The 14682-nt window shown below is 59.6% G+C and carries 15 protein-coding genes; 9 read left to right on the top strand and 6 right to left on the bottom strand.

The genetic code is table 11. The annotated features are described in order from the left end of the window. Positions 1–46: 46 nt before the first annotated feature. Positions 47–487: a CHRD domain-containing protein gene (locus ACYUCQ_RS08380; protein ID WP_460254064.1), complete on the bottom strand. Its 441-nt coding sequence runs from the start codon at positions 485–487 to the stop codon at positions 47–49. Between the two features lie 148 nt (positions 488–635). Between ACYUCQ_RS08380 and ACYUCQ_RS08375 the strand changes: the two genes are divergently transcribed. Continuing rightward, entirely contained in the window at positions 636–1043 is a 408-nt protein-coding gene (locus ACYUCQ_RS08375; protein ID WP_460254063.1) for a dihydroneopterin aldolase, read from the top strand. Between the two features lie 91 nt (positions 1044–1134). On the opposite strand, the gene ACYUCQ_RS08370 is transcribed toward ACYUCQ_RS08375, so the two are convergent. Next, on the bottom strand, positions 1135–1647 hold the full coding sequence (locus ACYUCQ_RS08370; RefSeq protein ID WP_460254062.1) for a GNAT family N-acetyltransferase: 513 nt from the start codon (positions 1645–1647) through the stop codon (positions 1135–1137). A gap of 24 nt (positions 1648–1671) precedes the next feature. Next, a complete protein-coding gene (gene ettA, locus ACYUCQ_RS08365; protein WP_460254061.1) occupies positions 1672–3351 on the bottom strand; it encodes an energy-dependent translational throttle protein EttA in 1680 nt (559 codons plus the stop codon). A 201-nt stretch (positions 3352–3552) separates the two neighbouring features. Here ettA and ACYUCQ_RS08360 point away from each other — a divergent pair, with 201 nt between their 5' ends. The 5 genes from ACYUCQ_RS08360 to ACYUCQ_RS08340 all read left to right on the top strand — a co-directional run bounded on the left by ACYUCQ_RS08360 (position 3553) and on the right by ACYUCQ_RS08340 (position 7545). Continuing rightward, a complete protein-coding gene (locus ACYUCQ_RS08360) occupies positions 3553–4023 on the top strand; it encodes an Lrp/AsnC family transcriptional regulator (RefSeq protein WP_460254152.1) in 471 nt (156 codons plus the stop codon). 3 nt (positions 4024–4026) lie between these two features. Then, positions 4027–4911, top strand: coding sequence for an alpha/beta fold hydrolase (locus tag ACYUCQ_RS08355; RefSeq protein ID WP_460254060.1), 885 nt, complete (start codon positions 4027–4029; stop codon positions 4909–4911). Between the two features lie 65 nt (positions 4912–4976). Further along, positions 4977–5603 (top strand): DsbA family protein, encoded by a 627-nt coding sequence (locus ACYUCQ_RS08350; RefSeq protein ID WP_460254059.1) that lies wholly within the window; start codon positions 4977–4979, stop codon positions 5601–5603. Between the two features lie 49 nt (positions 5604–5652). Continuing rightward, positions 5653–6627: a thioredoxin-disulfide reductase gene (gene trxB, locus ACYUCQ_RS08345; RefSeq protein ID WP_460254058.1), complete on the top strand. Its 975-nt coding sequence runs from the start codon at positions 5653–5655 to the stop codon at positions 6625–6627. Between the two features lie 30 nt (positions 6628–6657). Next, positions 6658–7545: a LysR family transcriptional regulator gene (locus ACYUCQ_RS08340; protein WP_460254151.1), complete on the top strand. Its 888-nt coding sequence runs from the start codon at positions 6658–6660 to the stop codon at positions 7543–7545. A 670-nt stretch (positions 7546–8215) separates the two neighbouring features. Here ACYUCQ_RS08340 and ACYUCQ_RS08335 read toward each other — a convergent pair. Together ACYUCQ_RS08335 and phaZ are read right to left on the bottom strand one after the other, a co-directional pair. Further along, the gene (locus ACYUCQ_RS08335; RefSeq protein ID WP_460254057.1) at positions 8216–8500 is read right to left on the bottom strand and encodes a high-potential iron-sulfur protein; all 285 of its coding nucleotides are present in this window, start codon (positions 8498–8500) and stop codon (positions 8216–8218) included. A 173-nt stretch (positions 8501–8673) separates the two neighbouring features. Continuing rightward, positions 8674–9921: a polyhydroxyalkanoate depolymerase gene (gene phaZ, locus ACYUCQ_RS08330; RefSeq protein WP_460254056.1), complete on the bottom strand. Its 1248-nt coding sequence runs from the start codon at positions 9919–9921 to the stop codon at positions 8674–8676. Positions 9922–10423: 502 nt separating this feature from the next. On the opposite strand from phaZ, the gene ACYUCQ_RS08325 reads away from it, so the two are divergent. Both ACYUCQ_RS08325 and ACYUCQ_RS08320 read left to right on the top strand, forming a co-directional pair. After that, positions 10424–12031, top strand: a complete 1608-nt coding sequence (locus tag ACYUCQ_RS08325) for a gamma-glutamyltransferase family protein (RefSeq protein WP_460254055.1) — start codon at positions 10424–10426, stop codon at positions 12029–12031. A 2-nt stretch (positions 12032–12033) separates the two neighbouring features. Next, positions 12034–13500, top strand: a complete 1467-nt coding sequence (locus tag ACYUCQ_RS08320; RefSeq protein WP_460254054.1) for an amidase — start codon at positions 12034–12036, stop codon at positions 13498–13500. Position 13501: 1 nt separating this feature from the next. Here the strand turns inward: ACYUCQ_RS08320 and ACYUCQ_RS08315 are convergent, their stop codons facing one another. Further along, complete coding sequence (locus ACYUCQ_RS08315; RefSeq protein ID WP_460254053.1) at positions 13502–13831, bottom strand: hypothetical protein; 330 nt, start codon at positions 13829–13831, stop codon at positions 13502–13504. A gap of 257 nt (positions 13832–14088) precedes the next feature. On the opposite strand from ACYUCQ_RS08315, the gene ACYUCQ_RS08310 reads away from it, so the two are divergent. Next, entirely contained in the window at positions 14089–14682 is a 594-nt protein-coding gene (locus ACYUCQ_RS08310; protein WP_460254052.1) for a hypothetical protein, read from the top strand.

Below are 14682 nucleotides of genomic sequence, written 5' to 3'. Positions count from 1 at the left end.
CCGGTCCTTGCGGGCCGGGCGTTTGCGGCGTCGGTTGGGACGCGACTTACTTCACTTCGGAAACCTGACCGGCGAGCTCGCCTTTCGGGTTCGCTTTGGTGTGCAGGTTCACGTAGGAATCGCCCATTTCGATGATCTTGGCCTTTTTCAGCGTCAGCTTGGCGTGGCCGGCGATCACGCCGGTTTTGCTGATATGCAGCGGCACCAGGATCGGCGCGGAGAGCATATAATCGCCGCCGGGCTTGGCCGGGCCGTGGATATGGGCGGCGATGACCGGGCCGGACATGCCGCTATCGGTGACTTTATAGGTCAGGATGTGGGTCACGGTGTTGTACGTGCCGGTCATTTCGCCGGTGCCTTTGGCCATGACATGCATTTCCGGGGTGAGGGCGGCGTGCAGCTTGATGACTTTGGCCGAGGCCACGCCGGTCGCGGCGATCAGAGCAAGGCCTGCCAGCGGCAGCGCGGAGCGAAGAGAAAGACGCATAGAGAAACTCCCTTAAAAAACGGCGAATTGCCGATGAGGCATATATGGTGGGAAGTTGTGGCTGCAACATGGCGGGGTTGCGACATTCTCGGGCCAAGGAGAATCTCTGCTTGCAATTTTTTGTGTTGCGGCGCACCAGACTGGGCCGATGGAACAGGCACGCTTGAGCGATATTGGCTTGAATCTGCGGCGGATGTTCATACGCGATCTGGTGCTGGAGGCGCGCATCGGTGTGTATGCGCATGAGCAGGAGCGCAGCCAACGGGTGCGGATTAATTTAGATTTAGCTGTTGAGGATGATGGCGCGGTGGGCCTGTCGCGCCCGGCGGTGGGCCGGGATGATTTGGCGCGGGTGGTCGATTACGAGCGGATTGTGGTGGCGGTGCGCGCTTTGGTGGCGGCGGGGCATGTGCAGCTGGTGGAGACGCTGGCGGAGCGGCTGGCCGAATTATGCCTCGATGACCGGCGCGTGGCACGGGTGCGGGTGATGGTGGAAAAGCTCGACGTGTTCGCCGATGCGGTATCCGCCGGCGTGGAGATTGAGCGGCGGCGGTAGGGGGGTGAGACAGAACGAGTCACCTTTAAGAGCAAAAGTTTTTGTTTCTTTTTTCAAAAAGAAAAATTTGCTTCCCTCGCGCACCCGACATTCAGTGTTTTCGCACGCTTTCATACACCAGCATCGGCACGCCGATGCGGATGAAGCCGGTGGCCTCCACCATGCCGATGGCGCCGAGCACCGTGCGGGAGGCGAAATTATCGGCGCGGGCGACGGCGACGATTCGTTCCAATTTTGCTTGTTCGTGGCCGTAGCGCAGGGCGGCGCCTGCGGCTTCGCGGGCGAGGCCGGCGCCGCGCACTTCGGGCCAGAGGGCGAAGCGGAGCGCAACGCCGAGGCCATCGGGGCGCTCTTGCAGGCCGGTGATCCCTAAAAACGCGCCGAGCCGCAGGCCGCGCACGCCCCAGATGCCAAAGCCGTCACGCCCCCAATCTTTGACTTCGGCGGCGAGTTCTTCGCCCACCCGCTCGCGCGTGCGCACGCCGCCCAGCATCAGGCCGAAAGCCCGAGGATCGGTTTTCAGCGCGACCAAATCCTCCAAATCCGCCCACCCCACCGGCGTCATGCGCAGCCGCGCCGTGCTGATGGTCCAGGACGGATTCATTTACCCATCCTACCGGCACCCATCCTACCGGCTGAGGGGCCGATATTTGATCCGGTGCGGCTCGGTCGCGTCCGCGCCGAGGCGTCGGCGCTTGTCTTCTTCGTAGTCTTGGAAATTGCCTTCGAACCATTCGACGTGGGAATCGCCCTCAAAGGCGAGGATATGGGTGGCCAGCCGATCCAGGAACCAGCGATCATGCGAGGTGATTACCGCGCAGCCGGGAAATTCCATCAAGGCTTCTTCCAGGGCGCGGAGCGTATCGACATCCAAATCATTGGTCGGCTCGTCAAGCAGAATGACATTATGTTCGCCCTTGAGCATTTTGGCCAAATGCACGCGGTTGCGCTCACCGCCTGAGAGAATGCCAACCTTCTTTTGCTGGTCAGAGCCTTTGAAATTGAACGCGCCGACATAGGCGCGCGATTGGACGGTGCGCTTGCCCAAATGAATAACATCGGTGCCGCCGGAAATTTCTTCCCACACGGTTTTTTCACCATCCAGACTATCACGCGACTGATCGACATAGCCAAGCTTGACCGTATCGCCGATATCGAGCACGCCGCCATCCGGCGTTTCCTTGCCGGTAATCATCCGAAACAGCGTGGTTTTGCCGGCGCCATTCGGCCCGATCACGCCGACGATGCCGCCGGGTGGTAATTTGAAGCTCAGATCATCGATCAATAAATTATTGCCATAGCCTTTGCGCAACTGCTTGGCTTCGATGACGATGCCGCCGAGGCGCGGGCCGGGCGGGATGATGATTTCGGCAACCCCGGAGACCTGTTCTTGGGATTTGGCCAGCATGTCTTCATAGCGGGTGATGCGCGCCTGGCTTTTGGCTTGGCGGGCTTTCGGGCTCGCGCTGATCCATTCGCGCTCCTCACGCAAGGCGCGCTGGCGGGCGGATTCTTCCTTCTCCTCCTGCGCCAGCCTCTTTTGCTTTTGCTCCAGCCATGAGGTGTAATTGCCCTCGAACGGATAGCCGCGCCCGCGCTCAAGTTCGAGAATCCAGTTTGTGACATTTTCAAGAAAATACCGATCATGGGTCACCACGATCACGGTGCCGGCGAAGTTTTGCAGCGTCTTTTCGAGCCAGGCCACCGATTCCGCGTCCAGATGGTTGGTTGGCTCATCGAGGAGCAAAAGATCGGGCTTTTCCAGCAGCAACCGGCAGAGGGCCACCCGCCGCCGCTCGCCGCCGGACAGGTTGGTGACGGACGCTTCCGCCGGTGGGCAGCGCAGGGCATCGAGCGCGATATCAATGCGCCGATCGAGATCCCAGCCATCCTCGGCGTCGATTTTTTCCTGCAAGCTGGCTTGCTCGGCCAGCAGATCGTTCATTTTATTGTCATCCATCGGCTCGGCGAATTCTTCGGAAATCGCGTTGAACCGGGCGATGGCGCTGCGCAGCTCGGCAAAGGCCATCGCGACATTGTCGCCCACGGTTTTATCCGCATCGAGATGCGGCTCTTGCGATAAATAGCCAACCCGCACGCCCTCGGCGGCCCAGGCCTCGCCGCCAAATTCTTTCTCGATGCCGGCCATGATTTTCAGCAGCGTCGATTTACCGGCACCATTGACGCCGAGCACGCCGATTTTGACGCCGGGCAGGAAGGAGAGCGTGATCCCTTTGAAGACTTCACGCCCGCCCGGAAAGGCTTTGGTGAGGTCTTTCATCACATAAACATACTGATAAGCGGCCATGCTGCGGTGTCCCAATCGTTAAAGGCGTTGAAGCCGGTATAGAAACACGCCGCGCGCGGGGCAACCAAGCAGCGAGGCAATCGACCGATACCCCTTGCGCTTCATCCCCGTGACTTGATATGTAATAATATTACAAGAACCCCAACGCCGGTGATGTCCATGACCGATTCTTTCGCGCCGACTGCCCAACCGGGCAATACAATGCGAAATACTGCCCCGCAACTTGACGATATTGATCGCCGGATTCTGACCGAGCTGCAAAATGACGGGCGGATGACCAATGTGGAGTTGGCGGGCCGGGCGGGCATTTCACCGCCGCCCTGCTTGCGCCGGGTGCGCCGCCTTGAGGAATCTGGCCTGATTCGCGGCTATCACGCCGATACGGACCCGCAAAAACTCGGCTGGCAAATCCAGTTTTTCGCCATTATCGGCCTTGAGAGCCAACGGCAAACGGTGCTCGATAGCTTCACCAGCATGATCGCGACGTGGGAAGAAGTGCGCGAGTGCCATATGATCCGGGGTGGCGGCGATTTTCTGATGCGTTTTCTGGCGCGCGATGCCGCGCATGAGAATGAAATCACCGAAAAGCTGATCGCGGCACCGCAAGTCGCCAAAGTGCAAACATTGCAAACCATCCGAACCTTGATCATGCAGCCCGGCGTGCCGCTGTAACTCATGATCACCACCCGCCGCATCGCGGCGAACGGCCTTGAGTTTGCGGTTGATTGCCTGGGCGAGGGCGAGGATTTTGCGCTGTGCCTGCATGGTTTTCCGGAATCGCGGTATTCTTGGCGCGATCAACTCCCGGCCCTGGCGCAGCTTGGCTATACGGTCTGGGCGCCTGATTTACGCGGCTATGGCCAAAGTTCGCGCCCCGACGGCGTTGCCGCCTACCGCGCGTCCGAACTGCTGAAAGATGTCGCGGCCTTGATCGATGTGGCCCGCGCTGAGGGCAAAACCGGCAAGCTGGTTTTGATCGGCCATGATTGGGGCGGTGCGCTCGGTTGGTTCTTTGTGCTGAACCATATCCGCCCGGTGGATCGTTTCATCGTGATGAACCTGCCGCATCCGGATATTTTCGCGCGTGGGCTTAAAACGCTGCGGCAATTGCGCAAATCCTGGTATGTTTTTTGGTTCCAAATTCCGTATTGGCCGGAGCGGACGCTGGCCGCCAAAAACGCCGCCTGGATCGCCCGGGCGTTTCGCAGCTCCGCGATCAACAAGGAGCGATTTTCGGACGCGGTGCTGGATGTTTATCGCACCAACGCCTTGGCACCCGGCGCGCTGACCGCGATGATCAATTGGTATCGCGCCAATTTCCGCAATCCGTTTCGCACATTGCCGCCCGCGAAAACGCTCGATACGCCGACCCTGATGATCTGGGGTGAGCATGATACCGCGCTCGGGCTCGAACTTACCGAGGGGACTGAGCAGTTGGTGAGAAATTTTACCCTCCGCACCATTCCCAACGCCTCGCACTGGGTGCAGCAGGACACGCCGGATTTGGTCAATCGGATGATGACCGCCTGGCTGAGCGATCAGACGGTGCCGATGGCGTGAGGGGCTTGACGCTGCATGTTGCATCGTCTGATTCATTGTCGATGATTTAAGAGGATTTGTCTGCCATGTCGCAACCGTCTCGCAGCATCGATTATTTCTTCTCGATGTCGTCGCCTTGGACGTTTTTTGGTCATGGCCGGTTCATCGCGCTGGCGCAGCGCCATGGGTTGCGTGTGGTGCTGCGCCCGACCCCGTTGCTGCGGCTGTTTCCGGAAACTGGCGGCCTGCCGGCGCCGCGCCGACACCCGACGCGACAGCGTTATCGGTTGGTGGAATTGCAGCGTTGGTCCGCGGCGCTGGGGATTCCGCTCAATCCTCGGCCACAATTTTTTCCGTTCGATGTGTCACTCCTCGATCGCGTGGTGGTGGCGATGACGCTGGCCGGGCAGGATGCTCATCGCTTTATGGCGCTGGCCTTCGCGGGCATTTGGCAGGAGGAGCGCAATTTGGCGGACCCTGCGGTGATCGCTTCGTTGTTGGACGCGGCCGAAGCGCCGGCCACGCTGCTTGCGGCGGCGGATGCGCCCGAGACCCTGGCGCGCTATGAGGAAAATCTGGCGGCGGCGTTGGAAGCAGGTGTGTTTGGCGCGCCGACCTATGTGTTGGATGGCGAGTTATTCTGGGGCCAAGATCGGCTGACCTTGCTGGATGCAACGTTGGTCAGTGGCCGAGCGCCCTATCGCGCCGATTAGGCGATAAAATGTTTTGCCGATTTATTGATATCGTTTACAGGGAAACACCATGGCTGAGACCATCAACACCAAATTACTGATCATCGGCGCGGGGCCGGCTGGCTATACGGCGGCGATCTATGCGGCGCGGGCGAATTTGGCCCCGGTTTTGGTGGCGGGTTTGCAGCCAGGCGGGCAACTGACCATCACCACCGATGTGGAAAATTATCCCGGTTTTGCGGAGGCGATCCAGGGCCCCTGGCTGATGGATCAAATGCAAGCGCAGGCGGCCCATGTCGGCACGCGGATTATTCAGGATGTGATTGTCTCGGTCGATTTCTCGAAAACGCCGCTGACCGCAATTGGCGATTCCGGCACGCTCTATCAGGCGGACGCGGTGGTGATTGCGACCGGTGCGCAGGCGCGCTGGCTTGGCTTGCCCTCGGAGCGGCAATTTCAGGGCGGCGGCGTTTCGGCCTGCGCGACCTGCGATGGGTTTTTCTTTCGCGGCAAGCGCGTGGCGGTGATAGGCGGTGGCAATACGGCGGTTGAGGAGGCTTTGTTCCTGACCCACCACGCCGCGTCAGTGACATTGATCCACCGGCGCGATCAGTTGCGCTCGGAAAAAATCCTGCAAGACCGGCTGTTCGCCAATCCCAAAGTCTCGGTGATTTGGAATGCGCGGGTGGAGGAAATTTTCGGTGAGCAAAATCCGCCACGGGTGACGGGTGTGCGGCTGGCCGATACCAAAACCGGGGCACTCAGCGCGATTGAGGTTGATGGTGTGTTCGTCGCGATTGGCCATGATCCGGCAACGGCGCTGTTCCGGGGTCAGATCGATATTGACGCGGATGGCTATATCAAAATTGTTCCAGGCTCGACGCAAACCTCGCACCGGGCGGTGTTTGCGGCGGGGGACGTGGCGGATCGGGTGTTTCGCCAGGCGGTCACCGCCGCCGGAACCGGATGTATGGCGGCGCTCGAAGCTGAGCGCTATTTGGCTCACACGGCGGGTTTAGACAGGGGCGCGGCGGTAGCCGCTTAAGGGATGGCACAGGGAATGACCAATAATCATATGGATTGGGACAAGTTGCGGGTGTTTCATGCGGTGGCTGAGGCGGGCAGCTTCACCCATGCCGGCGATACGCTGAACCTCTCGCAATCGGCGGTGTCGCGGCAGATTTCAGCGCTGGAAGAAGCGCTGGCGGTGCCGCTGTTTCACCGCCATGCCCGTGGGCTGATCCTGACCGAGCAGGGCGAGCAGCTCAACCGCACGGTGCGCGATGTGTTCGCCAAGCTGGCGATGACCGAAGCCTTGCTGACGGAGAGCAAAGAGCGTGCGGCGGGACGGCTTAAAGTCACCACCACCCATAGTTTCGGCGTTGCGTGGTTGACGCCGAGGCTCAAGCGCTTTCTGGAAGCCTATCCCGATGTCAGCATTACGCTGTTGCTCGATGATGTTGATCTCGACCTCGCGATGCGGGAAGCCGATGTCGCGATCCGGATGCATCCGCCGCGTCAGCCCGATTTGGTGCAGCGCTCGCTGGGCGAAATTCGCTGGCAGATTTGGGCGTCTGACGCGTATTTGAAATCGGCGGGGCATTTGCCGGAAAAGCCGGAGGATTTGGACAAGCACCGGCTGATTTTGTTCGGTGACCGGAAACCGCCTGTTACCGATGTTAACTGGCTGGCTGATTTGGGCCGGGCGGATGGGTTGCCGCGCCGGGCTGGCGCGCTGGAGGTTAATTCGCTGCAAGCGATGTTGATTGCCATTCGCAGCGGCCTGGGCATTGGCGCGGTGCCGGAATATCTGGTGGATCATAGCGAGGGGATGACCCGGATTTTACCGCATGCGCGCACCCCGAAAATTGATATGTTCTTTGTTTATCCTGAAGAATTGCGAAATTCAAAACGGGTTGGCGTGTTCCGTGACTTCCTAGTGAGTGAAATCGGGCGCAGCTGATCGCGCCCTGAGTGTCACGGGTTGCGGACAGGACGGGTGGTGGATGCTGCATCAGATCAATATGGGTTTCGCTTTGATCGGCAGATTCGAGCTAAACCGATAAAATTAATCGGCAAACAAAAGCTGAAGCGTGATTGATGATAACCAACCACGCTCTAATGCGTGGTCAACCATGCAGCAATTTCACATGATGGTAACGCTGCGGGGCCTTTAACTGCGCTATAGGATGCTTACGTTATGTGGCGTTCTAAGGTTGGTGCGTGCGCGAAACCCTCTCCCCGGTTCTCGCCGCATGGTCAATCTCCGAGATCCGGCCTTGCACGGCCGGATAGGGGCTGGTTTTCCGGCCCCGACGTCTCCCAGACGTGAAGCCTCCCTGTTGACTTGCCCCGCCGGTTCGCCGGTGGGGCTTTTTCTTTGCCAACGGCCAAACTGCGCAAGGGAGTGTTATCGGAAGCGATGCTTCGGTGCAATGTCACGCGATGGTGACGGGAGAAATTCTGATTTTATGTTGTAAGAGCGACACGCTGCGCGCGCCCAACTGAAAGCGGCCCATAAAAAATGGCCCATAAAAAACGGCCCAAAAAAACGGCACGGAGCGAAACTCCGTGCCGTTTGATCGAAAGCGCGATTAGTCTGCGCGATCCTGATGATAGGCTGCGACGATCGCTTAGCCCTTGGGCGCCCAGAGGGTGCACCAGCCGGTCGGCGCGATCGGGCCGGAAACGGCCTTGCACTTGCCAACCGCCGTTGCGGACGCGCCCGGAACATAGAGGGCGCAGCCATCGCACTGATGGCCGTCCTTCGGCTTGGTCTGATACTGCACGGAAGCCGGTGCCATGCCAGCGGCTTGCGCCGTGCCAGCACCCGCCGCGACGAGGCCAGCGGCAACGGCGGTCAAGCCAGCGGCCTTCTTCAGCAGACCACGGCGCGATTCATTGAATTCGTTGGACATGAGCGTTCTCCTAAAAGTTATAATCATACGGCACGAAAGCACGAGTACCAGGCAAGAGATTGGTCACTGCGCCAGAATGGCAAGGAGCCAACAATCTGCCTGATCGGCTCATATATACAAGAACCATTTAATCATGGCGTCAACGTGGCGATAACGGGAAATTGATGTGCTGCTTAGGATTTTTGCCGTGGCGCCCGGCGGGTGCGTGGCGTGGCGATGGTGGTGCGCAGCAGCGGATAGATTTCCTGTGCCCAGCGCGAGCCGCTGAACACGCCGTAATGGCCAACGCCTTTTTGCAGATGATTGAGTTTGCGGCTCGCGGGCAATTTGGCGCACAGATCAATCACCGCTTCGGTTTGGCCGGGCGGGCAAATATCATCGCGCTCGCCTTCCACCGCCAGAAGCTGGGTCTCGGTAATCGCGCCGAGATCGATCACATCGCCGCGATGGGTCAACCGACCGAGGGGCAAATCATGGCGCTGAAACACGCGCTCGACCGTTTCCAGATAGAACTCAGCCGGCAAATCCATCACGCTTTGATATTCGGCGTAGAAACTATTATGCGCGGCTTCGGCCTCCGCATCCTCCGTGACGATGGAGCGGAATTGGCGCACATGCGCGCCGATATGCCGGTCCAAATTCATCGACATGAACGAGGCGAGCTGCACAAAGCCTGGATAAACACGCCGCCCCGCGCCTTGATGCTGCCAGGGGACAGTATCGATCAGGTTTTGTTCAAACCAGGCAATATCGCGGGTTTTCGCAAGCTGATTGACTTTTGAGGGGTTGCACCGCGTGTCAATCGGCCCGCCCATCAGCACCGTGGCGTGCGGGCGCGCCGGATCGCTATCCGCTTCCATCAGCGCGGTTGCCGCCAACACCGCAACGGCGGGCTGGCAGACCGCAACCACGCTCGCGCCGGGGCCAAGCTCACGCATAAACAGCATGATATGATCGACATAATCATCAAAACCAAAGCGCCCCGCCGCCAGCGGAATATCGCGCGCGTTGAACCAATCGGTGATGAACACGTCATGATCCGCGAGCATCACCTGCACCGTATGGCGCAGCAAGGTGGCGAAATGCCCGGACAAGGGTGCAGCAATCAGCACGCGGGGCCGCTCAACCCGATCATCCGGTGTCGCGAAATGCAATAACGCGCCGAACGGTGTGGCGCGGACAACTTGCTCCACCACCGGAATTTCACGGCCATCGCGCAGCACGACATCAATGCCGAACTCGGGCCGCTGGTGGCGCATGCCACCCCGGGCGAATAAATCGAGCAAGGCGCGGGCTTCGCGGGCGACCGCCCCGAACGGCCGCATCGGGGTGAATAATTCGACCAGAGGGGCCAGATTACGCGCCGCACTGCGCCAGGGCGCGAGCAGATCATCTTGTGATTGATAGAAACTATATTTCATGGCGTGGGCCTGACACTGAGTATCTCGGAATGATGGGCCGCCAATGGTAAATAATTTATGAACGCGCCCCAGCCATGATCTGTCAGCATCCACCGGTCCTTATCGTTCGTCCCTGTCAACCAAACTCGGCTGTCAACGAAGCCTGACAGTAGTCTGCGCCAAAATGCCGCGCTGCGAAAGAGCGCCGCACCGCACAATGGCCGATATAATGCACAATGATGGTTTGATGACACCAAAAAATTCTCACTCCTTGAATATATGCTGCGCCCCGATCAGGCAGCGCGCTGATTTTATCGTGGATGACGCGCTGAGATTCGAAAATGGCGCGGCGATGCGTGCCGCGTTCTCGCGAATTAATATCATATCAGCTATGCGAATTAACGGCGGCTAATCCTGCCGGCTTGGGTGGTGTGTTGCCAAAAACGTGATCGGGGGCTTGGATCGGCGCGAATAATGCGCGATCAAGGGTGTAACCATCCCATTCATTGTTTGAGGAGCGAACATGCGCGATTTTCATCAACCTGGCCGCAGCCCCGTTATGGCCACCAACGCCATGGCCGCGACCTCAATGCCCGCCGCTACGCTGGCCGCACTCGATGCGCTGCGCGCGGGCGGCAATGCGCTGGATGCTGCGGTCACCGCCGCCGCCGTGCTCGCGGTGATTGAACCCCAATCAACCGGGATCGGCGGGGATTGTTTTTGCTTATATAAGCCAGCGGATAGCGCCGATGTCGTTGCGCTGAACGGCTCGGGCCGCGCGCCGGCGGCGGCAACGCTCGATTATTATCAGACACACGGCATCACTGCGCTCGACTCCACCTCGCCCCATGGCGTGACCATTCCCGGCGCGGTCGGCGCGTGGGAAACCTTACTCGCCGCCTATGGCAAGCGCGATCTGGCGGCTGCCCTGGCCCCGGCCATCGCCTATGCCGAGAACGGTTTTCCGGTGCATCCGCGCGTCGCGTTCGATTGGGCGTTGGTGGGCGAAAAACTGCGCAAAACCGGCGCGACGCTGTTTCTGCCACACGGTAAGACGCCTGACGCCGGGCATATTTTGCACCAGCCCGATCTGGCGCGCACCCTGCGCGCGATTGCCCAGCACGGCGCACGGGCGTTTTATGAGGGTGAGATTGCGGCGAGCATGGTCGCGGAGTTGCGCCAGCGCGGTGGCTTGCATACCGAGGCGGATTTTGCCGAAGGCCGCCTCGCTGCGAAATTCGTGACACCGATCAAGCGCGATTTCGATGGTTTGACCATCTGGGAATGCCCGCCGAACGGGTCCGGCATTCTGGCCCTGATGTTGCTGGGCATTTTGGAGGGGTTTGGCCCGGCACCCGATGGTCCGCTTGGCCCGGTGCGGTTGCACCGCCATATCGAGGCGGCGCGGCTGGTCTATCGTGATCGCGATGCGCTGCTGGCCGATCCGGATCAATCTCCGGTTCCGGTGGAGCATTTGTTGAGCGATGCGTATCTCGGCGGGTTGCGGCATCTGATCAATGATGACCACGCGCTGATCAATCTGCCACGGGCTGGCGAAAATCTGCTGCCTAAGCATCGTGACACGGTGTATCTCGCGGTGGTCGATGCCGAGGGCAATGCCTGCTCGTTCATTAATTCGACCTATGAAAGCTTTGGCTCGGGCATTCTCGCCCCGAATACCGGGGTGATTTTGCATAATCGGGGACTGGGTTTTTCGCTGCAAGCCGGTCATCCGAACGCGATTGCGCCGCGCAAACGCCCGATGCACACGATCATCCCCGGCATGGCGACGCAAAATGGCACGGCGATCATGCCGTTTGGCGTGATGGGCGGGCATTATCAGCCGATGGGTCAATCCTGGTTGCTCACCAATTGGCGGCAATACGGGCTTGATATCCAGCAATCGCTCGATCTCGCGCGGGTGTTCCCCTATGCCGGGCAGGTTGAGGTTGAGCGCGGCGTGCCGCAGGCCAGCATCGAGGGCTTGATCGCGCGCGGTCATAAAATTCATCACATTCCGGTCACCGACCGTCCGCATGGGGGTGGCCAAGCGATTGTGATTGATCCGAAAACCGGCCTGCTCATCGGCGGCTCTGATCCGCGCAAGGATGGTTGCGCGATGGGCTATTGAGCATGGTCGAGGCCTGTGATCTCAGCGCGATTGAGGCGCGGCGGCTGATTGGGGCCAAAGCGTTGTCGCCGGTTGAGCTGGTGGAAAGCTGTATAAGCCGGATCGAAACCATCGATCACGCGATCAATGCCATGGTCGCGCGCGATTTTGACCGCGCCCGCGCCGCCGCCCGTGCGGCGGAAGCAGCGGTGATCAGCGGTGCGAAGCTGGGCGCGTTGCACGGCCTACCCATCGGCATCAAAGACCTCGAAGATACTGAGGGTTTGCGCACAACCTATGGCAGTCGCCGCTTCGCGCATCATGTGCCACGCGTGGACCAGCTTTTGGTGAAAACCATCCGCGCTACCGGTGGCATCGTGCTGGGCAAAACCAATACGCCGGAATTTGGCGCGGGCGCGAATACGATCAACGCGGTCTATGGGGCGACTGGCAACCCGTTCGATCCGCTGAAATCCGCCGCCGGGTCCTCCGGCGGGTCCGCCGCCGCGTTGGCGACATCGATGGTCAGCCTTGCCACCGGCTCGGACATGGGCGGCAGCTTGCGCAACCCCGCTGCTTTTTGCGGCATCGTCGGGATGCGGCCATCCCCGGGCTTGGTGCCCTCCGAAAAGCGCTTGCTCGGCGCCTCCGGCCTTTCGGTGCTTGGCCCGATGGCGCGTTCGGTTGATGATCTTTCGCTCCTATTAGGTGCGATCGAAGCCATCGACACACGCGATATGCTCAATCCACCCGCAGGCGAGCGCTGCATTGGCGGGCCAATCGATCTTTCGAGCCTTCGGGTTGCTTACAGCCCGGATCTCGGTTTTGCGCCGACCAGTCAGGCGGTGCGGCATTGTTTCAGCGAAAAATTCGCGCTGTTGGCCCCGTTATTTCGTGCGGCGGAGGCAACGACACCGGATTGCGCGGGGGCGGATGAGAGTTTCGCGGTGCTGCGCGCTGTCAATTTCCTCGCCGCGTTTCTCGAGCCGTATCAGCGCGATCCCAACAGCGTGGGCCCGAATATCCGGGCGAATCTTGAAGAAGGCTTGCGCTACAGCGCCACCGATGTTGCCCGCGCTCTGGCCTTGCAAACCGCGCTTTATCAGCGCTGGCAGCATTTTTTCGCGGATTATGATTTGCTGATCACCCCGACCGTCACCATCACGCCGCGCCCCTGGACCGAGCTATTCCCCGCCAGCATCGATGATGTGCCGACGCGCTCTTATTATCACTGGCTGGCCTTGGTTTACGCCGTCACGCTGGCGGGGCATCCGGCTTTGTCCTTGCCGCTCGGGTGCGATCAGAACGGGATGCCTTTTGGCATCCAACTGATCGCGCCACGGCATCAAGACCATCGTTTGATCGCCATAGCGCGGGCGATTGAGGCCGCGACCACACATCAGGCGACGCTGCGCCGCCCGCTGCCCGATATGCAAAAATTGGCGCAAGCCGTGCCGCTGAGCAGTGTTCCCGGCTTCAAGACCCTATGATTTAGCCAGCGATCACCTCGAGGCCAATTTCGCCATCCTCAACCCAGCGCACGGCCATGCGCTGGGTGGTGCCGTTCGCCAATTCGACCGTCACTTCATCGGCGGGTGCAACGGCCGGTAGCGGCGCGCCGGACAGACGATAGCCGTGATCGGAGGCTTCGAGCAGCAAATATTCATGGCTCGGCGCGCCGGGGGTGTTCAAAATCAACCGGACGCGGCCAACAATCGAACGCCGACGCTCACGGCGACGATCCGCATTTTTATGCCCGAATTGATGCGCATTGCTCTCAAATTCAGGGGTAGGTTCCTCTATCGGCGTGTCGTCAGCCATGATGAATGTCCATATCCGTCTGATCTAATTGCATTAATTTAGGCTAAAGCCCCTCACAAGTCCATTACATTTTGTCAGTGTCACACCCAAGAAGCGTGAGTGCTCATCACCAACCAAGTTACAGCCTTGGTTAGGCGATGAATATCATTGATTTTGCGCGGATCTATCGATCCGACCGCAACCAACCTTGATCTAGCATTATCGCCGAAACAAGGGCAAATATGGTCAATCATTAACAAAATTGATCGGAACGTCTGATGACCGGCATTAATGATTGGATCAAAGACCTTGAGGCCGCGTTTAATGCAGCGCGCCAATCCAATGATATTCCAAAAATTTTACGCCTCGCGGAGCGCATCATCGGCCAGATCGACCAACGACGTGCAACGGACGTGGTAACGGATGAGGAAAGTGTCAATTGTCTCAAGAGCATCAAACGGATCGCCTATAATGCTGCCGCCGATGCTTGGCCGGCGTGGAGTGACACGGCGGCGGCGCGAACCGATGAGGAGCTTGCTCAGGCAATTAAACTGGCCGAGCGCTCTTGGGCTTGTGTGCAACAACTGAACCAATCGCCAATGCAGCGGGGCAACGCGGTGTGGCTCATCGGCGCGTTATGCCTGGCACAGAATAATCGCACCGCCGCTTATGCGCATTTTGCGCAAGCCGCCAATGATTATGGGCAGGCCAGCGCCCGCGCCATGCAGCTTATGGCCGAGGGTTATTGTACCATCGCCCTGAACCCTGCCGGTTTGGCCGCTATTTTGGAAAAACTTGCGGTGTCCACCGAGCCGCATAGCGGCGAACTCGCGGGGCAACTGCGCATCGCGCAAGGCATTTTCAATCGCTGA

The organism is Acidiphilium sp. MT5 (genome assembly GCF_054767495.1).
This window is presented reverse-complemented; position numbering and strand designations above follow the sequence as displayed.